At 70.6% G+C, this 26,269-nt stretch carries 24 protein-coding genes; 11 read left to right on the top strand and 13 right to left on the bottom strand.

Going from position 1 to position 26,269, the window contains the following annotated elements; all coding sequences use genetic code 11:
- Positions 1-92: 92 nt before the first annotated feature.
- Positions 93-443: a chorismate mutase gene (locus C1A38_RS21750; protein ID WP_373306897.1), complete on the bottom strand. Its 351-nt coding sequence runs from the start codon at positions 441-443 to the stop codon at positions 93-95.
- Between the two features lie 332 nt (positions 444-775).
- On the opposite strand from C1A38_RS21750, the gene pcrA reads away from it, so the two are divergent.
- Positions 776-3,169, top strand: coding sequence for a DNA helicase PcrA (pcrA, locus tag C1A38_RS21745; RefSeq protein ID WP_102659605.1), 2,394 nt, complete (start codon positions 776-778; stop codon positions 3,167-3,169).
- A 224-nt stretch (positions 3,170-3,393) separates the two neighbouring features.
- On the top strand, positions 3,394-5,055 hold the full coding sequence (locus C1A38_RS21740; RefSeq protein WP_233196943.1) for an ATP-binding cassette domain-containing protein: 1,662 nt from the start codon (positions 3,394-3,396) through the stop codon (positions 5,053-5,055).
- 12 nt (positions 5,056-5,067) lie between these two features.
- On the opposite strand, the gene C1A38_RS21735 is transcribed toward C1A38_RS21740, so the two are convergent.
- Entirely contained in the window at positions 5,068-5,868 is an 801-nt protein-coding gene (locus C1A38_RS21735) for a M23 family metallopeptidase (RefSeq protein WP_102659604.1), read from the bottom strand.
- Between the two features lie 276 nt (positions 5,869-6,144).
- On the bottom strand, positions 6,145-6,858 hold the full coding sequence (locus tag C1A38_RS21730; protein WP_013735844.1) for a M23 family metallopeptidase: 714 nt from the start codon (positions 6,856-6,858) through the stop codon (positions 6,145-6,147).
- 458 nt (positions 6,859-7,316) lie between these two features.
- On the opposite strand from C1A38_RS21730, the gene icmB reads away from it, so the two are divergent.
- The 3 genes from icmB (at position 7,317) to sucD (ending at position 10,281) form a co-directional block, all read left to right on the top strand.
- Positions 7,317-7,721, top strand: a complete 405-nt coding sequence (gene icmB, locus C1A38_RS21725) for a coenzyme B12-dependent isobutyryl CoA mutase small subunit (RefSeq protein WP_102659603.1) — start codon at positions 7,317-7,319, stop codon at positions 7,719-7,721.
- A 491-nt stretch (positions 7,722-8,212) separates the two neighbouring features.
- A complete protein-coding gene (sucC, locus tag C1A38_RS21720) occupies positions 8,213-9,391 on the top strand; it encodes an ADP-forming succinate--CoA ligase subunit beta (RefSeq protein WP_102659602.1) in 1,179 nt (392 codons plus the stop codon).
- A 2-nt stretch (positions 9,392-9,393) separates the two neighbouring features.
- A complete protein-coding gene (gene sucD / locus C1A38_RS21715) occupies positions 9,394-10,281 on the top strand; it encodes a succinate--CoA ligase subunit alpha (protein WP_102659601.1) in 888 nt (295 codons plus the stop codon).
- Positions 10,282-10,327: 46 nt separating this feature from the next.
- Here the strand turns inward: sucD and C1A38_RS21710 are convergent, their stop codons facing one another.
- Entirely contained in the window at positions 10,328-10,597 is a 270-nt protein-coding gene (locus tag C1A38_RS21710) for a hypothetical protein (protein ID WP_013735840.1), read from the bottom strand.
- Between the two features lie 160 nt (positions 10,598-10,757).
- On the opposite strand from C1A38_RS21710, the gene C1A38_RS21705 reads away from it, so the two are divergent.
- Positions 10,758-12,050, top strand: a complete 1,293-nt coding sequence (locus tag C1A38_RS21705; protein WP_102659600.1) for a cell division protein PerM — start codon at positions 10,758-10,760, stop codon at positions 12,048-12,050.
- 85 nt (positions 12,051-12,135) lie between these two features.
- Here C1A38_RS21705 and C1A38_RS21700 read toward each other — a convergent pair whose 3' ends face one another.
- Both C1A38_RS21700 and C1A38_RS21695 read right to left on the bottom strand, forming a co-directional pair.
- Positions 12,136-12,735: an ABC transporter permease gene (locus tag C1A38_RS21700; protein ID WP_102659599.1), complete on the bottom strand. Its 600-nt coding sequence runs from the start codon at positions 12,733-12,735 to the stop codon at positions 12,136-12,138.
- 57 nt (positions 12,736-12,792) lie between these two features.
- A complete protein-coding gene (locus C1A38_RS21695; protein ID WP_102659598.1) occupies positions 12,793-13,752 on the bottom strand; it encodes an NAD-dependent epimerase/dehydratase family protein in 960 nt (319 codons plus the stop codon).
- 112 nt (positions 13,753-13,864) lie between these two features.
- On the opposite strand from C1A38_RS21695, the gene C1A38_RS21690 reads away from it, so the two are divergent.
- Positions 13,865-14,554: a TetR/AcrR family transcriptional regulator gene (locus C1A38_RS21690; RefSeq protein ID WP_102659597.1), complete on the top strand. Its 690-nt coding sequence runs from the start codon at positions 13,865-13,867 to the stop codon at positions 14,552-14,554.
- 134 nt (positions 14,555-14,688) lie between these two features.
- On the opposite strand, the gene C1A38_RS21685 is transcribed toward C1A38_RS21690, so the two are convergent.
- Together C1A38_RS21685 and C1A38_RS21680 are read right to left on the bottom strand one after the other, a co-directional pair.
- Entirely contained in the window at positions 14,689-15,411 is a 723-nt protein-coding gene (locus tag C1A38_RS21685) for a DUF4190 domain-containing protein (protein ID WP_102659596.1), read from the bottom strand.
- Between the two features lie 6 nt (positions 15,412-15,417).
- Complete coding sequence (locus C1A38_RS21680; protein WP_233196942.1) at positions 15,418-15,663, bottom strand: CD225/dispanin family protein; 246 nt, start codon at positions 15,661-15,663, stop codon at positions 15,418-15,420.
- A gap of 208 nt (positions 15,664-15,871) precedes the next feature.
- Here C1A38_RS21680 and purN point away from each other — a divergent pair, with 208 nt between their 5' ends.
- Both purN and purH read left to right on the top strand, forming a co-directional pair.
- The gene (gene purN / locus C1A38_RS21675; RefSeq protein ID WP_102659595.1) at positions 15,872-16,489 is read left to right on the top strand and encodes a phosphoribosylglycinamide formyltransferase; all 618 of its coding nucleotides are present in this window, start codon (positions 15,872-15,874) and stop codon (positions 16,487-16,489) included.
- A complete protein-coding gene (gene purH, locus C1A38_RS21670) occupies positions 16,486-18,057 on the top strand; it encodes a bifunctional phosphoribosylaminoimidazolecarboxamide formyltransferase/IMP cyclohydrolase (RefSeq protein ID WP_102659594.1) in 1,572 nt (523 codons plus the stop codon). The genes purN and purH overlap by 4 nt, the downstream gene beginning before the upstream one ends.
- Before the next feature lie 57 nt (positions 18,058-18,114).
- On the opposite strand, the gene C1A38_RS21665 is transcribed toward purH, so the two are convergent.
- From C1A38_RS21665 to C1A38_RS21645, 5 genes are all read right to left on the bottom strand, one after another.
- On the bottom strand, positions 18,115-19,137 hold the full coding sequence (locus C1A38_RS21665) for an ABC transporter ATP-binding protein (protein WP_102659593.1): 1,023 nt from the start codon (positions 19,135-19,137) through the stop codon (positions 18,115-18,117).
- Positions 19,121-20,158, bottom strand: coding sequence for an ABC transporter ATP-binding protein (locus C1A38_RS21660; RefSeq protein ID WP_102659592.1), 1,038 nt, complete (start codon positions 20,156-20,158; stop codon positions 19,121-19,123). The genes C1A38_RS21665 and C1A38_RS21660 overlap by 17 nt, the downstream gene beginning before the upstream one ends.
- A 6-nt stretch (positions 20,159-20,164) precedes the next feature.
- Positions 20,165-21,121 (bottom strand): ABC transporter permease, encoded by a 957-nt coding sequence (locus C1A38_RS21655; RefSeq protein ID WP_102659591.1) that lies wholly within the window; start codon positions 21,119-21,121, stop codon positions 20,165-20,167.
- Complete coding sequence (locus C1A38_RS21650; RefSeq protein ID WP_102659590.1) at positions 21,114-22,052, bottom strand: ABC transporter permease; 939 nt, start codon at positions 22,050-22,052, stop codon at positions 21,114-21,116. Before C1A38_RS21650 ends, C1A38_RS21655 begins: the two co-directional genes overlap by 8 nt.
- 84 nt (positions 22,053-22,136) lie before the next feature.
- Entirely contained in the window at positions 22,137-23,741 is a 1,605-nt protein-coding gene (locus C1A38_RS21645; protein WP_102659589.1) for a peptide ABC transporter substrate-binding protein, read from the bottom strand.
- A 425-nt stretch (positions 23,742-24,166) separates the two neighbouring features.
- On the opposite strand from C1A38_RS21645, the gene C1A38_RS21640 reads away from it, so the two are divergent.
- Positions 24,167-25,027 carry a bifunctional methylenetetrahydrofolate dehydrogenase/methenyltetrahydrofolate cyclohydrolase gene (locus C1A38_RS21640; protein ID WP_013735826.1) on the top strand — a complete coding sequence of 287 codons (861 nt, stop codon included), beginning with the start codon at positions 24,167-24,169 and terminating at the stop codon, positions 25,025-25,027.
- Positions 25,028-25,203: 176 nt separating this feature from the next.
- Positions 25,204-26,154 (top strand): malate dehydrogenase, encoded by a 951-nt coding sequence (locus C1A38_RS21635; protein WP_102659588.1) that lies wholly within the window; start codon positions 25,204-25,206, stop codon positions 26,152-26,154.
- Positions 26,155-26,269 lie beyond the last annotated feature (115 nt).

Raw genomic sequence — 26,269 nt, 5'->3', positions numbered from 1 at the left:
GTGCCTCCTCAGTGATCCGGGGCGTCGGCCATCACCAGCGGCCGGCGTCCCGGATTCCTGTGTCCCGAGGAAGTTGCCCAGCGGGCGGCAGGTCAGAGCGGTCCACGGCCGGCGCGCAGCAGCAGCAGGGCGAGTTGGGTGCCGTCGGCGCCGAGGGCGCTGCGGAACCGCTCCAGGATCTCCTGCTCGCGGGAGAGCACCAGCCGGGTGCCGCCGGAGGCCATCCGGGTCGCGCCCACCTCGCGGGACAGCTCGGCCCGTTCCTGCCACAACTCGATGAGCGTCCGGTCGATCTCGTCGATCCGGGTCCGGATCTCGACGATCCGGGCCGCGGCCATCGGCTCCGTGGTTCCGGTACCCGGCTTCGCCGAGTCGGGTGTGCCGGCCGCCCCGGTGCGGTCGGAGGTCATGCCGGAACCGGCCGGGACGCCACTCTGTTCCATCACGTCTGACATCTTCGGGTACCTCTCAGAGTCTGGTGCCCGCTGCCCGGATCCCGGGACGAAAAAGCCCCGGGCTCCGTGAGCCCGGGGCTTTCGTAGGTCTGATTGATCAGGCGCGACCTACGGCAGCCGGACTCCCGGTGCCGTAGTAAAAGTAGAAGCGCTGATCGAACATGTCGTCGAGTATGCCGCCCGCGTCGGCCGGTGCGCAAGCGAACGGCCGTCACACGCTGCGACAACGCGGCTGTCAGCGGCCCGGTCCGGCGCGTGGGGAGCGCTGAGTCACCGCCAGGGCGGGCGGTGTCGGGCCGGCGGCATAGACTCGCCCTGCGATGCATCCTCTCTTCGACATCCCCGTGTCCTCGCCCGCGCCCGAGCAGCCGCCGCGCCGGGCCGCCGCGCCGGGCCGTCTCGACCCGTTGCAACTGGTGGAGGGCCTCAACGGTCCGCAACGGGACGCGGTCACGCACGCGGGATCGCCGCTGTTGATCGTCGCCGGCGCGGGCTCGGGCAAGACCCGGGTGCTGACCCACCGGATCGCCTACCTGCTCGCCGCCCGGGACGTGCATCCCGGCGAGATCATCGCGATCACCTTCACCAACAAGGCCGCCGGTGAGATGAAGGAGCGGGTGGCCAGACTGGTCGGGCCGCGCGCCCGGCTGATGTGGGTTTCCACCTTCCACTCGGCCTGCGTCCGGATCCTGCGGGCCGAGCACGAGCACGCCGGTCTGAAGTCGACCTTCTCGATCTACGATGCCGACGACTCCCGCCGGCTGATGCAGATGGTCACCCGTGAACTGGATCTCGACCCCAAGCGCTACCCCGCTCGGGGGCTGGCCGCCCAGGTCTCCAACCTGAAGAACGAGCTTGTCGATCCGGAAACCTTCGCCGCCCGCGCCTCCGGGCCCAACGAGCGGGCGCTGGCCGAGGCGTACACGCTCTATCAGCGGCGGCTGCGGGAGGCGCACGCCCTCGACTTCGACGACCTGATCATGACAACGGTGCATCTGCTCCAGTCGCATCCGCACGTCGCCGAGACCTACCGGCGTCGGTTCCGGCACGTCCTGGTCGACGAGTACCAGGACACCAACCACGCGCAGTACGTCCTGATCAAGGAGCTGGTCTCCGGCACCGAAGGGCTCGAACCGGCCGAGCTGTGTGTGGTCGGCGACGCGGACCAGTCGATCTACGCCTTCCGGGGCGCGACGATCCGCAACATCCTGGAGTTCGAGCGCGACTTTGCCGACGCCCGCACCATCCTGCTGGAGCAGAACTACCGCTCCACCCAGACCATCCTGAACGCCGCGAACGCGGTGATCGACCGCAACACCTCCCGCAAGCCGAAGCGGCTGTGGAGCGACGCCGGCACCGGTGAGCCGATCGTCGCGTACGTCGCCGACACCGAGCACGCCGAGGCGGACTGGGTGGCTCGGGAGATCGACCGGCTGGTCGACGACGGCGAGACCCGACCGGGCGACGTGGCGGTCTTCTACCGCACCAACGCCCAGTCCCGGGTCTTCGAGGAGGTGTTCATCCGGGTCGGCCTGCCGTACAAGGTCGTCGGCGGGGTGCGCTTCTACGAGCGCAAGGAGGTCCGGGACGCGCTGGCCTACCTGCGCGCCGTGGTCAACGACGACGACACGGTGAGCCTGCGTCGCATCCTCAACACCCCGCGCCGGGGCATCGGCGAGCGTGCCGAGGCGTGCGTGGAGGCGTTGGCCGGCCGGGACCGGATTTCGTTCGGTGCCGCGTTGCGCCGGGCCAAGGACGCGCCGGGCATCTCCAGTCGGGCGGCCAACGGCATCGCCGACTTCGTGGCGTTGCTCGACTCCGCACGGGAGTTGTCCGTCGACGGCACCCCGGAAGAGGTGCTGGAGGCGGTGCTGACCCGCTCGGGATACCTGACCGAGCTGGAGGAGAGCCTCGACCCGCAGGACGCCGGGCGGGTCGACAACCTCCAGGAACTCGTCAGCGTCGCCCGCGAGTACACCGAACGGATCGAGTCGACAGGCGAGGAGGGGGAGCGGGCCACCCTGGCCGGCTTCCTGGAGCAGGTCGCGTTGGTCGCCGACGCCGACCAGGTGCCGACCGACGACCCGGACCACCAGGGCGTGGTCACCCTGATGACCCTGCACACCGCCAAGGGCCTGGAGTTCCCGGTGGTCTTCCTGACCGGCCTGGAGGACGGCGTCTTCCCGCACCTGCGGTCGCTCGGCGACACCCGGGAGCTGGAGGAGGAGCGCCGGCTGGCGTACGTCGGCATCACCCGCGCCCGGCAGCGGCTCTACCTCTCCCGGGCGGTGACCCGGTCGGCCTGGGGGCAGCCGTCCTACAACCCGCCGTCGCGGTTCGTCGAGGAGCTGCCGCCGGAGCTGGTTCGCTGGGAGCGCACCGAGGGGTCGTACACCTCGTGGGGTGGCGGTGGCGGCGGCGTGGGCGGTCGCGCGGAGCGCACGCCCGGCGGGCGCGGCACCTTCGCCGGGGGTACGCCCCGGGCCGTGCAGTTGGCGCGCAAGCTCGGCGTGGACGGCAGCCGCCTGGCCACCGCGAGCGAGCTGCCGCAGGGGCCGAAGGTCGTCGCCGGGGACCGGGTCAACCACCAGCGGTACGGCCTGGGTCGGGTGGTCACCGTGGAGGGGCACGGCCCGAGCGCCCGGGCGCAGATCGACTTCGGTGACCAGACGCTCTGGCTGGTGCTGCGACACGCTCCCATCGACAAGCTCTGAGCCCGCCGACCGTCGCCGATCATTACCGGGCACCAGAGCCGCCCCGGCTGCGCTATCGTCGGAGCATGCACTCGTGCGCCTTCTCGATGAAGCCCTGGTTCCGCCGCTGACGGCGGCAGGGTTGACCGGCTCTTTCTGAGCGATCTCTGTTCCGCCGTCCTGGTGTTCCCGCCGGGCGGCGTCTTCGTGCTGCCCGGCTCCACGACGAGCCGAAGAGCAGACACATGAGCATGAGCAAGTTGCATCCCGCCGGCCAGCTGCCGGCAGGTCACCGGGCGCACGTACGGGCGGACGGCATCCGGGTGGTACGAGGTGGGCGGGTCGTGCTGTCCGATGTCAGCGTGACCGTTTCGGCCCGTTCCCGCCTGGCCATCGTCGGCGAGAACGGCCGGGGCAAGACGACGCTGCTGCACGTGCTGGCCGGGGTGGCCGCGCCCGATCAGGGCACGGTGGACCAGGCGGGCACGATCGGCCTGGCCGAGCAGGCCCTCCAGGCACGTGACGGCGAGACGGTCGGCACCCTCGTCGCGGCCGCGACCCGCGAGTCCCGCCGCGCGTTGCGGGCGCTCGACGACGCCACGGCGGCGCTGACCGAGGGGCTGGCCGGGGCGGAGGACGCCTACGCCGCCGCGCTCGACGCGGCCACCCGACTCGACGCCTGGGACGCCGAGCGGCGCGTCGACGTGGCACTGGCCGGGCTGGACGCCTGCACCGACCGGCAGCGCCCGCTGGCCACGCTATCGGTCGGTCAGCGTTACCGGGTCCGTCTGGCCTGCCTGTTGGGGGCCCGCTACGACCTGCTGATGCTTGACGAGCCGACCAACCACCTCGACGCCGGCGGGCTGGCGTTTCTCACCGGACGGTTGCGTGAACATCCGGGTGGGGTGGTGGTCGTGACGCACGACCGGGCGTTGCTGCGCGACGTGGCCGTGGAGTTCCTGGACCTCGACCCCAGCGAGGACGGCCGACCACGCCTGTTCGCCGGCGGGTACGCCGGTTGGCAGGAGGGGCGCCGTCGGGAGCGCGAACGCTGGGAACGGGAGTACGAGGCACAGCAGGTCGAGCATCAGCGGCTGGCCGAGGCGGTGAACGAGGCACAGCAACGGCTGAGCACCGGTTGGCGTCCGGAGAAGGGCCACGGCAAACACCAGCGCCAGTCCCGCGCCCCCGGTGTCGTCCAGGCGTTGCGGCGCCGGCAGGAGGACCTGGCGGCCCACCAGCTCACCGTGCCGCAGCCGCCGCTGCGACTGCGCTGGCCCGAACTCGGCACCCGGACGCGGTCACCGATCCTGCGCTGCACCGCCGTCACGGTGACCGGGCGGCTGCGCCGCGCCGTCACCCTCACCATCGACGGCGGGGACCGGCTGCTGGTGACCGGCCCCAACGGGGCGGGCAAGTCGACGCTGCTCGCGGTGCTGGCCGGGCAGCTCGAACCGTCCACCGGCGAAGTCCGTCACCTGCCGCAGGCCCGGGTCGCGCTGCTCGGGCAGGAGGTGCCGGACTGGCCGCCGGGGGTCCTCGCGCACGAGTTGTACGACCGGTACGTGGGTCGACTCCAGTCCGCGGGGCGGCTCGGCGACCGGGACCGGCTGCCGCTGACCGCGACGAACCTGCTCGACCGGGAGGCGCTGCGGACCCCGGTGGGGCGGATGTCCCAGGGGCAGCAACGCCGGTTGAACCTCGCGCTGCGCCTCGCCGAACGGCCGGACCTGCTGATCCTCGACGAGCCCACGAACCACCTGTCGGCACCGCTTGTCGACGAGTTGACCGCCGCCCTGCGGGAGACCTCGGCGGCCGTGGTCGTTGCCACCCATGACCGGCAGATGCTCGTCGACCTCGCCGACTGGCCCGTCCTGTCGCTCGCCGACCCGCCGGAGGCGCCTTGAGGCTCTATCCGTTCAGCAGGCCACGTTGATGCCGCGGGCTCGCAGGAACGGCGCCGGGTCGATCTGGTTCCACATCTGGCCCTGGTGCACCTCGAAGTGCAGGTGTGGACCGGTCGAGTCGCCGGTGGAGCCCTCCAGGCCGATGGTCTGCCCGGTGCTGACCTTCTCGCCCACGCTCACCCGGGCGGTGCTCAGGTGGGCGTAGTGGGTGAGGTAGCCGTTGCCGTGGTCGATGACGACGGAGATGCCGTAGCCGTCGCCGACGTCACCGGCCTTGGTGACGGTGCCGCCGAACGCGGCACGGACCGGAGTGCCGGCCGGCAACGCGAAGTCGATGCCGGCGTGCAGGGTGCCCCACCGGGGGCCGTAGCACGAGGTGATGGCGGCACCCGCCATCGGAATCACCCAGCCCGAGGTCGCGCCCTTGCTGGCCTTCGGTGTTGCGCTCCTGGTCGCCTTCGCCGTGGCCTTGGCGGACCCGGTGGCCTTCGGGCTGGGCTTGGCCGTCGGGCTGGCGCTGGCCGACGGGGTCGGCGTCGGGCTGTTCGTCGCGGTGGGGGCGACCGAGTCGCGGGCCGACCGGTCGGCCCGCGCGGCGGCGTCGGCCCGGGCGGCCTCGACCTCGGCCTGCGCGTCGAGCGAGACCGGGCTCGGTGTGGGTCGGCCGTCGCGGGTCGCCACGGCGACACCGCCGAGACCGACAAGCGCGACCGCGCCGATGACCAGGCCGCGGTCGCGCCAGCCGACCTGACGTCGGTGTCGCGCCGGAGCGTTGGGGATCTTCCGGTACGGGGTGGAGTTGTCGTCCTGCACGGGCGGACCTCACGGGATCGAAGTGGCACGTGACCTCGAAATCCTGGTGTCGATCCGCCGTGCGGTGGGTACCGGGGGTGGACGGGCCGGTGCGGCGCCGCCGGGTGGCTGTCCGCTTCTGTCCGACGCCGTGGTCGACTGTCCGGGTCCGCTGCGAGGCGGTGCTGTGGCATCCGCCACAGTCGCTGTTGTGAGCTGGGACACTTTGCTTGAGGAGCGCACAGACAAAACCGCCCGGATCATGCGATCCGGGCGGTTGTCAGGCCTCACTGGCGGTCAGGAGTCGGCTACCTCGCTGTAAATTGCCTCGACTTGCAGCTTGATGTCCACTCCGCGCTCCTGCAGCCACGGCACCGGGTCCAGAGGCTGGCCCTTGACATGGACCTCCAGGTGCAGGTGGGAGCCGTACGAGTGGCCGGTGTTGCCGACCAGGCCGAGCTGGTCGCCGGCCTTGACCTGCTGGCCCTCGCGGACGCTCAGGGCGGAGGAGTGGCCGTAGATGGCCTCACTGCCGTCGGCGTGCTGGACGATGACGGCGTAGCCGTAGCCGCCGAACCAGCCCGCCTTGGTGACCTTGCCCTCGTGGATGGCGACGTACGGGGTGCCCTCGGGCGCGACCAGGTCGATGCCGGTGTGCAGCTTGCCCCAGCGCATGCCGTACGGCGAGTTGAAGTCGTAGCCCTGCAGGGGGAGCAGCCAGACACCGGAGTCGGCGACGATCTCCGAGGCGCCCCGGCCGTCGCGGGATGCGCGCTCGGCGGCGTCGGCCCGGTCCGCCGCGCCCTGGCTGCTGATCGACGCCTGCTTGAGCTCGTCCAGCACCGACGGGTTGACGCTCTTGGCGTCCGGCAGGGCTCCCGCGCCCAGGGCCACCACACCGGCGCCGACGAAGGCGGTGGTGACGACCGCGGCGTAGCGGCTGCGTGGGGGGGTGGGTACGCGACGACGGCCGCGATATCTATCGGGCTCAGACGACAGGCGCTGGCGCACGCATACCCTCCGTTGTCGGGGTTCCGATGCGGCCCGGCCCGCACCCGGACCGAGGTCCGAGTGTGGCTGGTTCCGCGTCGTCACCCGTCCGTAGACCTGATGACAACCGTGGACACGGTAGCCAACCGTCAGGCGAGCCACAAGCCGGAGCGCCGAACTCGCTGCTCCATTCTGTCCCTTTCCGTCCCTGATTGTCAGTCCTTTGGGTCACGACAGGGTGCCCTGGTTATCGTCCGTTCGTCGCACACCGTGACCGATCGGCTGAGTCGTCCTCCTTGACTCGTCTGGCGTCGGTCATGGTGATTCGGGGGCGTGCCGATGTCGCCGAGATCCCGTGGGTGCGCGCCGTGGCCGCTGTGATGCTCGCCCCGGTTTCCCGGGTCCGCCCGCGCGGGTTACCGTTCGTTCAGGTGATTACCGCGGATGATTGCCGCGGAGCCGGTGAAAGGGATGCGCAGATGAGCTCTCGTGTTCGGGTCGTCGTCGCCAAGCCGGGCTTGGACGGCCACGATCGTGGCGCCAAGGTGGTGGCCCGCGCGTTGCGTGACGCCGGCATGGAGGTCATCTACACCGGCCTGCACCAGACCCCGGAACAGATCGTGGAGACCGCGATCCAGGAGGACGCGGACGCCGTCGGCCTGTCGGTGCTCTCCGGCGCGCACATGACGCTGTTCCGGCGGGTTATCGAACTGCTCGACGAGCGCGACGCCCGGGACATCGTGGTCTTCGGTGGCGGCATCATCCCGGACGCCGATCTGCCGGAGTTGACGCAGCTGGGTGTGGCCAAGATCTTCACCCCGGGCGCGACCACCCAGTCCATCGTGGAGTGGGTCCGGGAGAACGTCGCGCAGCCGGTGAGCTGAATCCCGGCCGACTGTCGCGCGCCGATCGGGTCATCACGGGCGTACTGCGGCCTGAGGGCAGACAGAGTGAGGGGCCGGACGCACCCCTCACACGTCCGGCCCCTCTATGCACGATGCCCCGCCGCCACCCCTCGACCGACAGGGCATCGGCCGCTTCGTGTCCTCGCGCCTTCCAGCGCGCCGACATCAGACTCAACGACGCCCTTCCGGCGGGGTTACGCACCATCGTCGAGATCCCTGTCCGAGCTGGCAGGATCGCTCGTTCGGGTGACCGTGCCGTCGGTCCTGACGGAGGCTGCGGGCGGCGTCTGCGACGGCTGTGGATTACCGCACACCGCGCACCCGCTCGGTTGCCCGCCGTGCCGTCATCGCTAGGCTGCGCCCAATGGCCTGTTTCAACTTCCACTGATGTCAGGCATCGCACTGTTTTCTTTCCATACGCTGGTGGCGGCGCGACGGTGCGCCGCAGAGACGGGACGGGACGCGCAATCGTGGACCTGTACGAATACCAGGGGCGGGACCTGTTCGAGCGGCACGGCCTGCCCGTGCTCGCCGGCGGCGTCGCTACGACCCCAGAGGAGGCCCGCGCGATCGCCGAACGCCTCGGCGGCCGGGTGGTCGTCAAGGCACAGGTGAAGGTCGGCGGCCGAGGCAAGGCCGGTGGCGTCAAGCTGGCCGAGGGCGCGGAGGAGACGGTGGCCCGCGCCACCGACATCCTCGGCATGGACATCAAGGGTCACACGGTCCACAAGGTCATGATCACGGTGACCGCCGACGTGGCCGAGGAGTACTACTTCTCGTACCTGCTCGACCGGGCGAACCGCACCTTCCTCTGCATCGCCAGCGTGGCCGGCGGCATGGACATCGAGCAGGTCGCCGCCGACACCCCGGAAAAGGTCGTCAAGGCCCCCATCGACGCGGTCAAGGGCGTCGACGAGGCCAAGGCGCGGGAGATCGTCGAGGCCGCCGGCTTCCCGGCCGAGGTCGCCGACCAGGTCGTCGAGACCGCGGTGGGCCTGTGGAAGGCGTTCGTCGCCGAGGACGCCACCCTGGTCGAGGTGAACCCGCTGGCCAAGACCAAGGACGGCAAGCTGCTGCTGCTGGACGCCAAGATCTCGCTCGACGAGAACGCCGGCTTCCGGCACCCGGATCACGAGGCCCTGGTCGACCAGGCCACCGTGGACCCGCTGGAGCAGGCCGCCAAGGAGAAGGACCTCAACTACGTCAAGCTCGACGGCGAGGTCGGCATCATCGGCAACGGCGCGGGTCTGGTCATGTCGACCCTCGACGTGGTCGCCTACGCGGGCGAGCGGCACGGCAACGTCAAGCCGGCCAACTTCCTCGACATCGGTGGCGGCGCGAGCGCCGCGGTGATGGCAAACGGTCTGGAGATCGTGCTCTCCGACCCGTCGGTCAAGAGCGTCTTCGTCAACGTCTTCGGCGGCATCACCGCCTGCGACGCGGTCGCCAACGGCATCGTCCAGGCGCTGGACCTGCTCAAGCAGCGTGGCGAGGAAGTCACCAAGCCGCTTGTCGTACGACTCGACGGCAACAACGCCGAGGCCGGTCGGGCGATCCTCGACGGCGCGAACAACCCGCTCATCGAGCGGGTCGACACCATGGACGGCGCGGCCGAGCGGGCCGCCGAGCTGGCGGCTGCGGGGGTCTGATCATGGCAATCTGGCTGACCAAGGACTCGAAGGTCATCGTCCAGGGGATGACCGGCTCCGAGGGTTCCAAGCACACCCGGCGGATGCTCGCCGCCGGCACCAACGTCGTCGGCGGCGTCAACCCGCGCAAGGCGGGCACCACCGTCGACTTCGACGGTGCCGAACTGCCGGTCTTCGCCAGCGTCGCGGACGCGATGAAGGAGACCGGCGCCGACGTCACCGTCATCTTCGTACCGCCGCAGTTCACCAAGGGCGCGGTCATCGAGGCGATCGACGCGGAGATCCCGCTGGCCGTGGTGATCACCGAGGGCGTACCGGTGCACGACACCGCCGCCTTCTGGGCGTACAACGTGGCCAAGGGGGAGCGGACCCGCATCATCGGGCCGAACTGCCCGGGCATCGCCTCGCCGGGCGCCTCCAACGCCGGCATCATCCCGGCCGACATCACCGGCGCCGGCCGGATCGGCCTGGTCAGCAAGAGCGGCACGCTGACCTACCAGATGATGTACGAGCTGCGCGACATCGGCTTCTCGACCTGCGTCGGCATCGGCGGTGACCCGATCATCGGGACCACGCACATCGACGCCCTGGCCGCCTTCGAGGCGGACCCGGACACCGACGCGATCGTGATGATCGGTGAGATCGGTGGTGACGCCGAGGAGCGGGCGGCCGAGTTCATCAAGGCCAACGTCACCAAGCCGGTGGTCGGCTACATCGCCGGCTTCACCGCCCCGCCCGGCAAGACCATGGGTCACGCCGGTGCGATCATCTCCGGCTCGGCGGGCACCGCCGACGCCAAGAAGGCCGCGCTGGAAGCGGTAGGCGTCAAGGTCGGCAAGACGCCGACCGAGACCGCCAAGCTGATGCGGGAGCTCATGTCCGGCCGCTGACCGGACCGCTGAACCGCGCTGAGGGGCTGACCGGCTGGTCGGCCCCTCAGCGGTTCCAGTACGGGTAGTTCCCGGTCGCCTGCAGGATCAGGCTCAGCACGATGTTGAGCACACCGAGGCCGATCGCCACGTAGCCCAGCACCGGAGACTGGTGGTAGCGCCGCGCATCGCGGATCGACAGCCAGCCGAAGACGATGCCGAGGATGCCGCAGCAGAGCAGGCCCGTCACGATGCCCAGCACACCCCAGAGCGTGGTGCGGTCCCGACCGGCCGGGCGCGAGGGCGGCGGCGGTGGTGGTGGATACGGAGTGGTCACGGCTTCCCTCCGGGCGCTAGCTGCCGCGACACGGATCACGGCTCCTTGCTGCCGAGGCTAGAGCAGTACCTGTGGCGTCACACGCGATAAGAGCAACTAGGTGTCCCGCCGGTGTGGTGTCGGTCAGCCGACCTGGGCGCGGCATGCCAGAGTAGAACCGATGTCTTTCGTCACCCCTGACCAGCCCCGGCGGGCCACCGAAGCCCGGGACGCCGGCAGTCGGCCGCCCGGTCGTGCCGGCCCGCCGCGCCGGGCACCGCTGCCCCGTGGCGGGCCTACCGGACGCAACCACGCGCCGCTGGTGGTCGCCGCCCTGGTGGCCGCCGGTGGCGCCGCCCTCACCTCCTGGCTGCCGGTGGCGCTCGTGCTCTGGTTGTTTCAGCTCAGTGAGGGTGCCGCCAGTCTGCTCGGCGCGGTGCGCGCGGGGACGGCAGGTTGGCTGCTCGGGCACGGGGTGCCGCTGGAGACCGCCACCGGGCCGTTGGGTCTGGCGCCGCTGGCGGTGACCGCCCTGGCGGTGTGGCGGTTGTCCCGGGCCGGGGTGCACGTCACCCGCGCCATCGGCGCCCGGGGCAGCCGATCACCGGGTCGCACCCTCGTCGCCGCGGTGGCCGTCGGCGTCGTGTACGCCCTGCTCGGTGTGCTGGCCGCGATGCTGGTCGGGGCCGGCGGGCTCGGCGTGTCGACGGTGCGGGCCGGGCTCACCTTCGGGGTGCTCGGCGTGCTCGCCGCCGGGGTCGGCGCGGCGCGCACCAGCCGACTGTCCGACCTGCTCGCCGCCCGTACGCCGAAGCCGCTGCGCGACGGTGCGCAGGCGGGGTTGGTGGCCGGGCTGGTGCTGCTCGGGGCGGGAGCGGCTGTGGCCGGGCTGGCCGTGGCGACCGGCGGCGGTGACGCGGCCGACCTGATCGGCGCCTACCGCACCGGGGTGGCCGGTCAGGCCGGCATCACGCTGGTGAGCCTGGCCTACGCGCCGAACGCCACCATCTGGTCTACCAGTTACCTGCTCGGCCCGGGCTTCGCCGTGGGCACCGACACGGCGGTGCGGACCAGTGAGGTCGCCGTCGGCGCGCTGCCGGCCCTGCCGTTGGTCGCCGGGTTGCCCGGTGGGCCGGTCGACGGCTTCTGGTCGGCCACCATCCTGGCGCTCCCAGCCCTGGTGGGGTTGGCCATCGGCGGGCTGCTCGCCCGCCGCCTGCTCCGAGCGGCTGCCGTCGAACGAGCACCGTTGGGCTGGGGTGCGCTGCTGGTTCCCGCCGTGCTGGCCGGGCCGGTGACAGGTCTGCTGATGGGTGCGGTCGCCGAGGCGTCCGGCGGGCCGCTCGGCGCGGGCCGGCTGGCCGAACTGGGCCCGGTCGGTTGGCAGGTGGCGCTCGCGTCGACCGTGGTCATCGGCGCGGGTGCGCTGCTCGGTGCCGCCGCCACCCGCTGGCTCACCCGGTTCGCCACCTGACGGCCTGCCGGCTGACCGGGCCGGACGGCGAACAGCGGCGATCCCGGGGGGACCGCCGCGTGTCGCAGGCATGGACGTGGACCGTTCAGTGGGCGGCGAGCCGTCGGGATTCGAGTACGGCGGCGAGGACGTAGGCGCCACCGCCGGCGAGAGCGAGGATCCAGTACGGCCCGGGTGCGCTGAGGAAGAGCGCGGCGGTGGAGACCACGGCGAGCCAACTGCCCAGCGCGTAGTGCAACACGTTGCGACGGACGGCGCCCTCGGCGAGATAGATCAGGCCGACGATGAACGCCGAACCGCTCGGCCAGAGGATGGTGTGCAGCTCGGGCATGTCGAGGGTGGTCGCCAGGCCGGTGATGACGAAGAACAGGCCGGTGAAGGCGGTGACCCAGGCGATGCCGAGGAGTTTGCCGGAGAGCAGCTCGGCTCGTCCGGCGTCGCGCTGGGCGCGGGTGGCGGCGACCGTGGCCGCGACACTGCCGGCCACGATGCCGGCGGCGAGCAGGGTCATGGGCAGCCATCCGGGCAGGTCGACCAGCGGGTCGGCACCGCTGGAGAGCGCTGCGGCTCCGTGCCCGAGCAGGTAGGCGACGGCGAAGCTGGCGTACGGGATCCGGTTGTCGACCCGGTCGACGGTGCTGGCGGTCCCGGCCACGGCGGGCGGGGCGATGGCGACGGCGGACATGTCTGGTACCTCCGGTAAGAGCGGATGTTCGGGGCGGGACGGGGGCAGCGGCGGCGGTCAGACGGCCGCCGGTCGCCGGGCGGTCGTGGCCGGGAGCCCGCCGAGCAGTGCGGCGGTCTCCCGTAGCGCCTCGTCGAGCGGCTGGTGGCGTAGACCGAAGGTGTCGGTGGCCGCGGTGGAGTCCATGACGAACGGCCTGTCGAACTGGTACGCCGTGGTCTGGAACTCGCGCAGCATCGCGGAGAGCAGGCCTGCGGCGCGGAAGACCGGGCCGGGGATGGTGGTGAGCTTCGGCGCGGGCGCACCGAGCACCTCGGTGAACCGGGTGGCGAGTTCGCGGATCGTCAGCGGTGCCGCGCTGGGCACATGCCAGGCGCGGTTCCACGCCCGCTGGTCGGTGGCCGCGATGATCAGCATCGCCGCCATGTCGTTGATCGAGGTCCAGGTGTGCGGTACGTCGAGCGGGCCGGGCACGAAGGCGCGGCGGCCGGCGAGCAGCGGCTTCCCGAGCAGGAAGCTGAAGATCGACTGCGCCTGGAGGTAGTCGCTGCCACGCACCTCGGTGACGGCGCGGATCCGCCCGGCACGCTGGGCGGCGAGGGCGGCACGCCACATGTCGGCCCGTACCTTCAGTTTCGGGTGGGTGGCGGCGAGCGGGGTGTTCTCGGTCATCGCGCCGGTGACCTCGCCGTACCCGTAGAGGCAGCCGGTGACGACCAGGGGTGCGCCGGAGCGCTCGGCCGCGGTGAGCAGCGCGTCGGCCAGGGGCGGCCAGTCGGTCAGCCAGCGGTGGTAGGCGGGGTTGAGGCAGTTGTAGATCGCCCTCGCGCCGTCGGCCAGCTCGCTGAGTCGATCGGCGTCGATCGCGTCGGCAGCGATCCGTTCGATCCGTGGGTGGTCCGGGCCCCGGCCGGAGCGGCTGACGATGCGGACCTGTTCGCCCTGCTCAGCGAGCTGTCGCGCGGTGGTCGAGCCGACCAAACCGGCGCCGACGATCAGGTGTGCGGATGTGGCCACGGGAGTCCCCTCTCGAAATGGAGAGCAGTGCTCTCCGTCGAGAGCTATGTTCTCCGATGCGAGCCCCTGTCGTCAAGAGCAGTGCTCTCGAATGTGTGCGACACTCACTGTCATGCCTGCTGCCAGCATCCGGGCTCGGGCCCGAGCCGAGATGATCAACGAGATAAAGGCGATCGCCCGCCGGCACCTCGCGGCGGAGGGGGCGAACCTGTCGTTGCGCGCGGTCGCCCGGGACATGGGGATGGTCTCCTCGGCGATCTACCGCTACTTCGCCAGCCGGGACGAGTTGCTCACCGCGTTGATCGTGGACGGCTACCACGCGCTCGGCGACGCGGTGGCGGCCGGCGACGCCGAGGTCACCGACCGCACCGACCTGCGTGGCCGGTGGCTCGCGGCCTGTCACGCCGTACGCCGCTGGGCGCTGGCCCATCCCGCCGAGTACGCCCTGCTCTTCGGTAGCCCGGTCCCCGGCTACGCCGCGCCGCAGGAGACCACCGTGGCAGCGGTCCGGACACCGACCGTCCTGATCGGGATTCTCGCCGACGGCTTCGCCAGCGGTGCCCTGAGCGACCCCGGTGACCTGCCCGGGCCGGTCCAGGGCGACCTGGCCGCCGTCCGCGACGGATTCTTCCCCGAAGTCCCCGAGGCGCTGCTCAGTCGCGGTGCCACCGGCTGGATGTGCTGCTTCGGCGTGGTGAGCTTCGAACTCTTCGGCCAGCTCGACGGGCTGATCCAGGCGCGGGAGGAGTACTTCGACCACCAGATGCGCCGGATGGCCGACCTGATCGGCCTGCCCGGGTAGTCGGGGGAGCCGGGGGAGTTGGGTAGCCCTCGGACCCGGGGGGAGTCGGGTGGCCGGCGGAGTCCGTCACGCCGGCCAGGTAAACGACCGAGGGGCGTTCCGGTCGTCCGGAACGCCCCTCGATGCGGGTGTGCTCAGGGCTGCGGCAGGCTGACGTTCACCACCAGCAGCACGATCTGGAGCAGGCCGAACAGTACGCCGATGCCACCGCAGATCAGACCGGTGAGCGCCTGTCCCGAGTTGTTGGCCAGGCCCTGGTCCGCCTTCTGCTTGCCCAGCCAGCCGGTGATCAGCGCGGCCGCGCCCAGCGGAATGCCGAGGTAGCAGCAGGACAGCGGAATCGACGCGATGCCGAGGATCATCGACAGCAGGCCGAGGGTGTTCTGTGGGCCGCTGGCACCGCCGAAGCCAGCCTGGGGGTACATCGGTGCGCCACCGTACTGCTGCTGCGCGGCGTACGGGTCGGCGTAGGGCTGACCGTACGGCTGGCCCGACACCTGCGGCTGGCCGTAGGCCGGTTGCCCGTAGGCGGGCTGCTGCCCGTAGGCCGGGGGCTGCCCGTACGCCGGGGGCTGGTTGGCCGGCGGCGGCGCGTACGGGTCGTAGGGTGCGGGCGAGACCGGCGGCGGCCCGGACGGCTGCTGACCGTACGGATCTGCCGGAGCGTTGTCGGCCGGCCCGTACGGGTCCGCCGGTGGGGCGTACGGATCCGCGGGCGGCGTGTACGGGTTGGCCGGCGGCGGAGCGTACGGGTTTGCCGGCGGCGGGGCGTACGGGTTGGCGGGCGGCGAAGAGGTCGGATCCCCGTACGGCGGCTGCTGGCCGTACGGGTCCTGACCGGGGTTACCGGGCTGCATCCGGAATCAGTAGCTCATCGCGGTGTTGCCGCTGAGCGCGCCGATCACGCTTCCGCCCACGCAGCACACCAGGACGATCGCGATCCAGGCGATGCCGACGATCAGGGCCCACTTGGACCACTTCTTCGACTCGGCCGCCGCGGCCTGCGCACCGGCGTAGTCGCCCTGCTGGAGCAGCGGGTTGACCTTCGAGGCGTTGATGATCGCGGGGATGGCCAGCGGCCAGAAGAGGAAGATTGCGACGATCGACATTGTCATGTTGTTGTCGACCTGCTGGGGTGGCTGAGAGGGGTATCCGGGCTGCATGTCGATGCGCTCCTCAGGTTGCTGTCGCTGGTGGGTGCGGGCCGGACGTGCGCCGGGCCCGAGCGACCGGCAGCGTACCTGGTCCACGCGAATTCGGCAGTCGCCGATCCGGTCCCGCCCAGCGTCCGGGCGTCGGTCGACGGCCCGATAGGGTGTGCCGGTGAACGAGCCCGCCCGTATCGTCGTGCTGATCTCCGGTTCCGGAAGCAACCTTCAGGCGCTGCTGGACGCGACCGCTGACCAGGCGTACGGGGCCCGGGTGGTCGCCGTGGGCGCGGACCGCGACGGCATCGCCGGGCTGGACCGGGCGGCCGCCGCGGGGGTGCCGACCTTCGTGGAGCGGGTCTCCGATCACCCGACCCGGGAACAGTGGGATGCGGCGCTCACCGCCCGGGTCGCCGAGCACCGGCCGGACCTGGTCATCTCGGCGGGCTTCCTGAAGTTGGTAGGCACGCATTTCCTCGCCGCCTTCGGCGACCGCTACCTCAACACGCACAACACCCTGCTGCCGGCGTTTCCCGGCATCCACGGCCCGCGTGACGCCCTCGCCTACGGCGTGAAGGTCACCGGGGCGACCCTCTTCTTCGTCGACGCCGGGATGGACACCGGCCCGATCGTCGCGCAGGTGGCGGTGCCCGTCCACGACGACGACGACGTCGACACGCTCACCGAGCGCATCAAGGAAGCCGAGCGGCAGCAACTCGTCGAGCAGGTGGGCCGGCTGGTCCGCGAGGGCTGGACGATAACCGGAAGAAAGGTCACAGTTCCGTGAGTTCCACTGAGGATGGGCGCCGCCCGATCCGGCGGGCACTGGTAAGCGTCTACGACAAGACCGGGCTGGTCGAGTTGGCCCAGTCGCTGCACGCCGCCGGGGTGGAGATCGTCTCCACCGGCAGCACCGCGTCGACGATCGCCGGTGCCGGCGTACCGGTGACCCCCGTGGAACAGGTGACCGGCTTCCCGGAGATCCTCGACGGCCGGGTGAAGACCCTGCACCCGAAGATCCACGGCGGGCTCCTCGCCGACCTGCGCAAGGACGCCCACGCCGCCGCGCTCGACGAGCACGGCATCGCCGGGATCGACCTGCTGGTGTCCAACCTGTACCCGTTCCAGGCCACCGTCGCCTCCGGGGCCAGCCAGGACGAGTGCGTCGAGCAGATCGACATCGGTGGTCCGGCGATGGTGCGGGCCGCCGCCAAGAACCACGCCTCGGTGGCGGTGGTGACCGACCCGGCCGCGTACCCGCTGCTGCTGGCCGCGCTCGGCGACGGTGGCTTCACCCTGGCGCAGCGCCGGGCGCTCGCCGCCCGCGCCTTCGCCGACATCGCCGAGTACGACGTGGCCGTGGCCGACTGGTTCGCCACCACCCTCGCCCCGTCCGCCGACGGCTGGCCGCAGTTCGCCGGGCAGGCGCTGCGTCGCCAGGCGGTGCTGCGCTACGGCGAGAACCCGCACCAGGGCGCGGCCGTCTACGCCGACCCGGCGAGCCCGGCCGGGCTGGCGCAGGCCGAGCAGCTGCACGGCAAGGAGATGTCCTACAACAACTACGTCGACGCCGACGCCGCCTGGCGGGCCGCGAACGACTTCGCCGACCAGCCGGCGGTGGCCATCATCAAGCACGCCAACCCGTGCGGCATCGCGGTCGGCTCGGACGTGGCCGACGCCCACCGCAAGGCACACGCCTGCGACCCGGTCTCCGCCTTCGGTGGGGTCATCGCGGTGAACCGGCCGGTCTCGGTCGAGTTGGCCGGGCAGATCGCCGAGATCTTCACCGAGGTCGTGGTGGCGCCCGGCTACGAGCCCGGCGCGGCCGAGGTGCTCCAGGCCAAGAAGAACATCCGGCTGCTGCGGGCGCCGGAGTTCCGTCCGCTGCCGGCCGAGTGGCGGCAGGTCACCGGCGGCGTACTTGTGCAGCAGCGCGACGCGATCGACGCCGACGGCGACGACCCGGCGACCTGGCGGCTGGCCACCGGTGAGGCGGCCGACGAGGCCACCCTGGCCGACCTGGCGTTCGCCTGGCGGGCGGTCCGCGCGGTGAAGAGCAACGCCATCCTGCTGGCCCGCGACGGCGCGACAGTCGGTGTGGGCATGGGTCAGGTCAACCGGGTCGACTCGGCCCGCCTGGCGGTCAGCCGGGCCGGTGCCGACCGGGCCGGCGGCGCGGTCGCCGCCTCGGACGCGTTCTTCCCGTTCGCCGACGGTCCGCAGATCCTCATCGACGCCGGCATCCGGGCCATCGTGCAGCCCGGCGGCTCGATCCGCGACGAAGAGGTGATCGCCGCCTGCAAGCAGGCCGGCGTCACCATGTACCTCACCGGCACCCGGCACTTCTTCCACTGAGCCAGCCGTTAACAAGGGCCCCTTCCTATACGCGAGGCGTTAGGAAGGGGCCCTTCCTTACTCCCGGAGGGCGGCGAAGTGGCAGGCGGAGGGGTGCGGGTCGGCGGCCCGCGGCACGGCCCGCGGGTCCTCCAGGGCGCAGATCTCCTGCGCCTTCCAGCAGCGGGTACGGAAGTGGCAGCCGCTCGGCGGATCGGCCGGGCTGGGCACGTCACCGGTCAGCCGGATGATGTCCCGGCGGTCCCGGGCCTCCGGGTCGGGCAGCGGCGCGGCGGAGAGCAGCGCCTGGGTGTACGGATGGGTGGCCCGCTCGTAGATCTGCTCCTCGGTGCCGATCTCCACGATCCGGCCGAGGTACATCACCGCGATCCGGTCGGAGATGTGCCGGACCACCGACAGGTCGTGGGCGATGAAGATGTACGACAACCCGAACTCGTCCTGGAGTTCCTCCAGCAGGTTGATCACCTGGGCCTGGATGGAGACGTCGAGGGCGGAGACCGGTTCGTCGCAGACGATCACCTCGGGTCGTAGCGCCAACGCCCGGGCGATGCCGATGCGCTGCCGCTGACCTCCGGAGAACTGGTGCGGGTAGCGGTTGATGTGTTCCGGGTTGAGCCCGACCACGTCGAGCAGTTCCTGGACCCGCTGCTGGCGGCTGCCCTTCGGTGCCGCCTCCGGGTGGATCTCGAACGGTTCGCCGATGATGTCGCCGACAGTCATCCGGGGGTTCAGCGAGGTGTACGGGTCCTGCATCACCATCTGCATGTTGCGCCGGATCCGACGCAACTCGCCTCCGGAGGCGGCGAACAGGTCACGCCCGGCCAGGGTGGCCCGCCCGGCGGTCGGGCGCTCCAGTCGCATCAGCAACCGGGCCAGGGTGGACTTGCCGCAGCCCGACTCGCCGACGATGCCCAGCGTCTCGCCCCGGCGCAGGTCGAAGCTGACCCCGTCGACCGCCTTGACCGCGCCGATCTTCCGTTTGAACAGCACCCCCTGGGTGATGGGGAAGTGCTTGACCACGTTGTCGACGTCGAGGATCGTCTCGCCCCGGATCTTGGCGGGGTCAGCCGGCGCGGTCATCGTGTACCTCCTGCGCGAAGTGGCACGCGCTGGTCCGGCCGTCGCCGAGGACCAGGTCGTGCGGCACCACGTCCACACAGACCTGCTGCACGTACGGGCAGCGGGGGTGGAAGGGGCAGCCGCTGGGGATGCGCATCAGGTTGGGCGGGAGCCCTCGGATGGTGGAGAGCTTCCCGCCGCGCTGGTCCAGGCGCGGGATCGACTCCAACAACCCCTTGGTGTACGGGTGGGCAGGCGCCCGGTACAGCGATCGGACGTCGGCGTGCTCGACGATGCGGCCCGCGTACATGACCGCGATCCGGTCCGCCACGTCGGCGACCACACCCAGGTCATGGGTGATCAGGATCAACGCCATGTTCAGGTCGCGCCGCAGGTCGGCGAGCAGATCCATGATCTGGGCCTGCACGGTGACGTCGAGGGCGGTGGTCGGCTCGTCGGCGATGAGCACCTTCGGCTCCATGGCCAGCGCCATGGCGATCATGACCCGCTGACGCATGCCCCCGGAGAACTGGTGCGGATAGTCGTCGAGCCGACTGGCCGCCCCCGGGATCTGCACCAGTTCCATCAGCTGCACCGCACGGCGGCGGGCGTCGGCCCGGGACATGCCGACTCGCTGGCGCAGCGTCTCGCCGATCTGCCAGCCCACCGGAAACACCGGGTTCAGCGCGGACAGCGCGTCCTGGAAGATCATCGCGATCTCCTTGCCGCGTACCTGCCGGCGCTGCTCCTCGGGCAGTTCCAGCAGGTCCCGACCCTGGTAGCAGATCTGTCCGGAGCGGATGTGGGCCGGCGGCGTGTCCAGGATGCCCATGATCGCCTGGGCGGTGACGGACTTGCCGGAGCCGGACTCGCCGAGCACGGCGAGCGTCTCGCCGGGGTCGAGGTGATAGCTGACCCCGTTGATCACCTTGGCCACCCCCTCGCCGGTACGGAACTCGATGTGCAGGTCCCGCACCTCCAGCAGGTGCCCACCGGGCGGGGTCGGCGAGGCCGGCGTCGGCGGTGAGGTCGGCGTTGGCATGGTCGGTCACCGCAGTTTCGGGTCGAAGGCGTCGCGGATCGCGTCGCCGAGCATGATGAACGCCAGCACGGTCAGGGCGAGGAAGGTCGACGGGACCAGCAGCGGGGTGGCCGACTCCCGCATGTGCACCCGACCGTTGTTGATGTCGATGCCCCAGGAGATGGTGGGTTCCTTCAGCCCGATGCCGAGGAACGACAGGGTCGCCTCGGCGGCGATGAACGAGCCGAGCGCGATGGTCAGCACCACGATCGCCGGGGCGAGCGCGTTCGGCAGGATGTGTCGCCACATGATCCGGCCGTTGCCGGCACCCAGCATCCGGGCCGCGGCCACGTAGTCCTGCTGCCGGGCGGTGATCACCGAGGACCGGACGACCCGGGCGGCGGTGGTCCAGCCGAGCACCGCCAGCACGAAGATGACCGAGCCGAGGCGTACCGTGGCGCTGTCGCTGGCCACCCGCTTGAGCAGCACGATCGCGGCCAGCAGCAGCGGGATGCCGAGCACGATGTCGACGATCCGGGAGAGCACCGCGTCGACCCAGCCGCCGAAGTAGCCGGCAAGCATCCCCACCACCAGCGCGATGATCCCGGTGAGCAGCGCCGACAGGGCGCCGACCAGCAGCGAGGCCCGCGCGCCGTAGACCGCCCTGGCGTACGTGTCACAGCCCTGGAAGTCGTACCCGAAGATGGCTCCGCCGCTCGGCGCGGCGTGCTGCCGCGACAGGATGCAGTCCGTCGGATCGTTGCGGGTGAACAGCCCGGGCGCGACGGCCATCGCGGTGACCAGCAGCACCAGCGCCAGGCTGATCCAGAAGATCGGCTTGCGGCGCAGGTCGCGCCAGGCGTCGCCGGCCAGACTGCGGGGCCGGCCCGGCTGTCCGACCCGTCCCGGCGTGCCGGGCTCGCCCGACACCCCCCGCCGCGCGGCCTGGTTCTCCGAGGACGCCACCGTCTCGAAGTCACTCATAGCGGATCCTCGGGTCGAGTACGGCGTACAGGATGTCCACCACCAGGTTGGAGACGAGGTAGACCACGACGAGAACGCTGACGATCCCCACCACAAGTGGACCGTCCTCGGTGCGGATGGCGCGGAAGAGGTTGAAGCCGACGCCCGGGATGTTGAACACGCCTTCGGTGATGATCGCGCCGCTCATCAGGTTGCCCAGTTCGACGCCGAGGAAGGTGATCACCGGGATCAGCGAGTTGCGCAGCACGTGCACGGTGACCACCCGCCGCCTCGGCAGGCCCTTCGACCGGGCGGTACGGACGTAGTCGGCCCGCAGGTTCTCCGCCACCGAGGTACGCGTCAGTCGCAGCGCGGTGGCCAGGGAGAGCGAGCCGAGCACGATGCCGGGCAGCAGCAGCGCGTAGAAGCTCGGGTCGGCGCCGGAGGTGGCCGGGAAGAGCTGCCACTTGACGCCCAGCAGGTACTGCGCGAGCGGGGCGAGCACGATGGTCGGGATGCCGAGCACCAGCAGCGTCAGCAGCAGCGTGGAGTTGTCGAAGATGCTGCCGCGCCGGATACCGGCGAGCACGCCCGCGGTGACCCCGAAGATGACGGCGACGGCGATGGCGATCAGCGCCAGCTTGATGGTGACCGGCCAGGCGTTGGCGAGGATCTCGCCGATCGGCCGGCCGGTGAGCGACTCGCCCAGGTCGCCCCGGAGCAGGTTCGACAGGTAGTCGAAGTAGCGGTAGAAGAAGCCGCCGAAGCCTGTCGCGTCGAGGTGGTACTTCTCGGTGAGGTACGCCCGCTGCGCGGCGGTGACCGGACGTTCGCCGGCCAGTGCCTGGATCGGGTCGCCCTGCCCGGCGAACATCAGGGCGTAGACGATCAGCGTGGTGCCGAAGAAGGCCACGACCATCTGGAGCAGCCGCCGCACGATGAAGCGGAACATACTTGGCAGTCTCCCTGAAAAAGGGCGAATGCCGTGGCGGGTCGGGTCATCGCGTGATGACCCGACCCGCCCGTTTGCGCTGTGTTACTTGACTACCTCGATCTTGACGAGGTCGACCCGGTCGAAGAGGTCCACCTCGACGTTCTTCACCTTCGTCGAGTGTCCGAAGTTGTTCTGGCCGAACCGCAGCGGCACGACCGGCATGTCCTGGGCCAGCAGGTCCTCGGCGGCCTGGTACTTCTTGATCGCCTCTTCCTCGCTCGGCGCGCTGACGCCCTCGGCGAGCAGCTTGTCGAACTCGGGGTTGCTGTAGCCGTAGTAGTTCGACGACCCGTTGCTGCTGTACAGCGGGCCCAGGTAGTTCTCCATGGACGGGTAGTCCATGATCCAGCCCATCCGGAACAGGCCCACGGGCTGCTTGGCCTTCACCTTGGTCAGCAGGTCGGCGAACTTCGGCTCGGCGTTGCCGACGCAGTCCACGCCCAGGTTGGCCTTGAGCTGGTTGCAGGTGGCGTCGATCCAGTCCTTGTGGCCACCGTCGCCGTTGTACGACAGGGTGATCTTCGACGGGCCACCGGCGGACTCGTACAGCTCCTTGGCCTTGGCCGGGTCGAACTCCCCGGCGGCGCCGACGGTGTTGTCCCGGTAACCGGCGACCACCGGCGAGACGAACGAGCGGGCCGGCTGCTGGGAGTCCTTGAAGATCGACTTGGTGATCTCGTCACGGTCGATCGCCATCGAGATGGCCTTGCGCACGTCCGGGTTGCTGAACTCCTCCTGGAAGGTGGGGAACGCCAGGAAGTGCAGCGACGAGGCCGGGCTCTGCAGGAACCGGTCACCCAGGTCGACGGCGGCCGTCGACAGGTTCTCGGTCGGGATGGTCTTGATCACGTCCAGGTTGTCCGACAGCACGTCCGCGTACGCGGCGGTCAGCTGCTGGTAGATCCGGAACTCGACGCCGGCCACCTTGGGCTGCTCGCCGGGGAAGGCGTCGTAACGCTCGACCTCGACCTTGGCGTCGTGCTGCCAGGTGCCCTTCATCTTGAACGGACCCTGACCGATCGGCGCCTGCTCGTACCCCTCGGCCAGTACGCCGGGCGCGGAGAAGGCGGCCTTCGGCAGCGGGTAGAAGGCGGTGTAGCCGAGGATCGACTTGAACTCGCTGTACGGCTGGGACAGCGTGACGGTGAAGGTGTGGTCGTCGACCTTCTTCAGCCCGCTGAGCGTGGTGGCCTTCGGGGTCTCGCCCTGGAGGTCGTCGAAGCCGGCGATCTTCTCGAAGAAGTAGCTGGAGTTCTGGCCGTTGGGGGCGTACGCGCCGTAGTTCCAGGCGTCGATGTAGCTGTCGGCGGTGACGTCCTCGCCGTTGTGGAAGGTGTAGCCGTCCTTGAGCTTCACGGTCCAGGTGGTGTTGTCCTCGGACGTGATCGACTCGGCCGCCACCTCGTACGGCTTGTGCGCCTCGTCGTAGTCAACAAGCGGGCTGAACAGGGCGGACAGCACCTGAGAGCCGCTCGTCTCGTTGGTGTTGGTCGGCACCAGGTGCTGCGGTTCGGCGATCTCGATCCGCACCGCCGCGTTGGGGTCACTCTCGCCGGATCCGCCGTTGCCGCCCGAGCCGCAGGCCACCAGGCCCAGGGTCACCGCGAGCGGGAGAGCGGTCCAGGCTGCGAGCCTACGAACACGCATCAAGCCTCCTCATCTCCTTACGCAGCGCAGTCAGGCCCGGCGTTGGGTGACTCTGCGCAACGAGTGGCAACGGTAGGTCGCGGGCTACGGGTCGACAACGTGCCGGTTGCTCCCCGGGACCCGTACGTTGTCGGACGGCTACGCTCGTGCTACACGCTTCCATCAGGTAAAAGCCGACATCAGGCGATAAAATCGTGCGAGGTATCGCCGGAACCCGGCGGCTCTGGCATCGAACGGTGGCCATCGATCGGGTCGTCGTGCTGAGGAGGTTCCGGCCCCGGTGTCCGGTCCGGGCGGGATATCTGCCGAGTCAGGTTACCTAGAGTGACGATGGGCACGTTGCTGAGCGTGATCACAGGCCTGGTGCGGGTGAGCTGGAGTGGTCCGCGCAAACCGGCCGCACGGGTCGTGAGACGATCGGAGGCGTGACGGCGACGCTTCTGGACGGCAAGGCGACCGCAGCCGAGATCAAGGACGAGCTGCGGGCACGGGTCAAGGCGCTGGCGGAGCGGGGCATCGTCCCCGGCCTCGGCACGGTGCTGGTCGGCAGCGACCCCGGCTCCCAGGCGTACGTCAACGGCAAGCACCGGGACTGCGCCGAGGTCGGCATCGCCTCGATCCGTCGGGAGTTGCCCGCCGACGCCACCCAGGCCCAGGTCGACGAGACGCTCGCCGAGCTGAACGCCGACCCGGCCTGCCATGGCTACATCGTCCAGCTGCCGCTGCCCGGGCACCTCGACACCCAGCGGGTGCTGGAGCTGATCGACCCGGACAAGGACGCCGACGGCCTGCACCCGGTCAACCTGGGCCGGCTGGTGCTCGGCTACGACGCGCCGCTGCCGTGCACCCCGCGCGGCATCGTGGAACTCCTGCGCCGGCACGACGTGCCGCTGCGGGGCGCCAAGGTCGCGGTGGTCGGCCGGGGCAACACCGTCGGGCGGCCGCTCGGCCTGCTGCTCACCCGGCGCAGCGAGAACGCCACGGTGACCCTGTGCCACACCGGCACCCTCGACCTCGCCGCGCACACCCGCGCCGCCGACATCGTGATCGTCGCCGCCGGCGTACCGGGCCTGCTCACCACCGACATGATCACGCCGGGTGCGGTGGTGGTCGACGTCGGCATCACCCGCGTGATCGGGTCGGACGGCAAGGGCCGCTACACCGGCGACGTGGACCCGGAGGTCGCCGAGGTGGCCGGCAAGCTCGTGCCGATGCCCGGCGGCGTCGGCCCGATGACCCGCGCCATGCTGCTCACCAACGTCGTCGAACGCGCCGAACGCGGCTGAGGTGTAAGGAAGGGCACCTTCTTAACGCCTCCGGTAGAGCAAGGGCCCCTTATTAACACCCGGAGCGGTGGAACGAAACCCCCGAGCTGCTCATAACCGTCCGCCCCTGGCCCGATCGGTGCCACCATGGCTGATACGGTCCGGAAAACCGACTGGTATCAGGGAGTGGGACGACCATGGGTAAGAAAGTCACTGTCGTCGGCGCCGGTTTCTACGGCTCCACCACCGCGCAGCGCCTGGCCGAGTACGACGTCTTCGACACCGTCGTGATCACCGACATCGTGGAGGGCAAGCCCGCGGGTCTCGCCCTGGACCTCAACCAGTCGCGGGCCATCGAGGGCTTCGAGACCAAGGTCGTGGGCGTCACCACCGGCCCGAACGGTGAGGGCTACGAGGCCATCGAGGGCTCCGACGTGGTGGTCATCACCGCCGGCCTGCCCCGCAAGCCGGGCATGAGCCGGATGGACCTGCTGGAGACCAACGCGAAGATCGTCCGCCAGGTCAGCGAGAACGTCGCCAAGTACGCCCCGAGCGCCGTGGTGATCGTCGTCTCCAACCCGCTTGACGAGATGACCGCGCTGGCCCAGCTCGCCACCCAGTTCCCGCACCAGCGGGTGCTCGGCCAGGCCGGCATGCTGGACACCGCGCGGTTCACCAACTTCGTGGCCGAGGCGCTGAACGTACCGGTGAAGACCGTCAAGACGCTGACCCTCGGCTCGCACGGCGACACCATGGTCCCCGTGCCGTCCAAGAGCACCGTCGACGGCAAGCCGCTGCGCGAGGCGATGCCCGCCGAGCAGATCGAGGAACTGGTCGTCAAGACCCGCAACGGTGGCGCCGAGGTCGTGGCGCTGCTCAAGACCGGCTCGGCGTACTACGCCCCGTCGGCCGCCGCCGCGCGCATGGCCAAGGCCGTCGCCGAGGACTCCGGCGAGGTCATGCCGGTCTGCGCCTGGGTCGACGGTGAGTACGGCATCTCCGGCGTCTACCTCGGCGTCGAGGCCGAGATCGGTGCCCAGGGCATCAAGCGGGTCGTCGAGACCGACCTCGACGCCGACGAGCTGGCCGCCCTCAACGAGGCCGCCGAGGCCGTCCGCGCCAAGCAGGCCGACGTAGCCAACATGTAACCCCCGGGGCACCGCCCCCAGCTGAGTTGATCAAGAGGTTTGCGTCTCGGGAAGCCCCTTCCCCAGACGCAAACCTCTTGATCGTCAGGGGGAAGTGGGGGTGGTGGGGGTGGTG

The organism is Verrucosispora sp. ts21 (assembly GCF_002879555.1).
In the GTDB taxonomy this organism is placed as follows: domain Bacteria; phylum Actinomycetota; class Actinomycetes; order Mycobacteriales; family Micromonosporaceae; genus Micromonospora; species Micromonospora gifhornensis.
This window is presented reverse-complemented; position numbering and strand designations above follow the sequence as displayed.

Bases quoted from the DNA above. Each gene is read 5' to 3' on its own strand.
- C1A38_RS21750 (WP_373306897.1), bottom strand. From the start codon at position 443: ATGGAACAGAGTGGCGTCCCGGCCGGTTCCGGCATGACCTCCGACCGC.
- pcrA (WP_102659605.1), top strand. From the start codon at position 776: ATGCATCCTCTCTTCGACATCCCCGTGTCCTCGCCCGCGCCCGAGCAG.
- C1A38_RS21740 (WP_233196943.1), top strand. From the start codon at position 3,394: ATGAGCATGAGCAAGTTGCATCCCGCCGGCCAGCTGCCGGCAGGTCAC.
- icmB (WP_102659603.1), top strand. From the start codon at position 7,317: ATGAGCTCTCGTGTTCGGGTCGTCGTCGCCAAGCCGGGCTTGGACGGC.
- sucD (WP_102659601.1), top strand. From the start codon at position 9,394: ATGGCAATCTGGCTGACCAAGGACTCGAAGGTCATCGTCCAGGGGATG.
- C1A38_RS21705 (WP_102659600.1), top strand. From the start codon at position 10,758: ATGTCTTTCGTCACCCCTGACCAGCCCCGGCGGGCCACCGAAGCCCGG.
- C1A38_RS21700 (WP_102659599.1), bottom strand. From the start codon at position 12,735: ATGTCCGCCGTCGCCATCGCCCCGCCCGCCGTGGCCGGGACCGCCAGC.
- C1A38_RS21690 (WP_102659597.1), top strand. From the start codon at position 13,865: ATGCCTGCTGCCAGCATCCGGGCTCGGGCCCGAGCCGAGATGATCAAC.
- C1A38_RS21685 (WP_102659596.1), bottom strand. From the start codon at position 15,411: ATGCAGCCCGGTAACCCCGGTCAGGACCCGTACGGCCAGCAGCCGCCG.
- C1A38_RS21680 (WP_233196942.1), bottom strand. From the start codon at position 15,663: ATGTCGATCGTCGCAATCTTCCTCTTCTGGCCGCTGGCCATCCCCGCG.
- C1A38_RS21665 (WP_102659593.1), bottom strand. From the start codon at position 19,137: ATGACCGCGCCGGCTGACCCCGCCAAGATCCGGGGCGAGACGATCCTC.
- C1A38_RS21660 (WP_102659592.1), bottom strand. From the start codon at position 20,158: ATGCCAACGCCGACCTCACCGCCGACGCCGGCCTCGCCGACCCCGCCC.
- C1A38_RS21655 (WP_102659591.1), bottom strand. From the start codon at position 21,121: ATGAGTGACTTCGAGACGGTGGCGTCCTCGGAGAACCAGGCCGCGCGG.
- C1A38_RS21650 (WP_102659590.1), bottom strand. From the start codon at position 22,052: ATGTTCCGCTTCATCGTGCGGCGGCTGCTCCAGATGGTCGTGGCCTTC.
- C1A38_RS21645 (WP_102659589.1), bottom strand. From the start codon at position 23,741: ATGCGTGTTCGTAGGCTCGCAGCCTGGACCGCTCTCCCGCTCGCGGTG.
- C1A38_RS21635 (WP_102659588.1), top strand. From the start codon at position 25,204: ATGGGTAAGAAAGTCACTGTCGTCGGCGCCGGTTTCTACGGCTCCACC.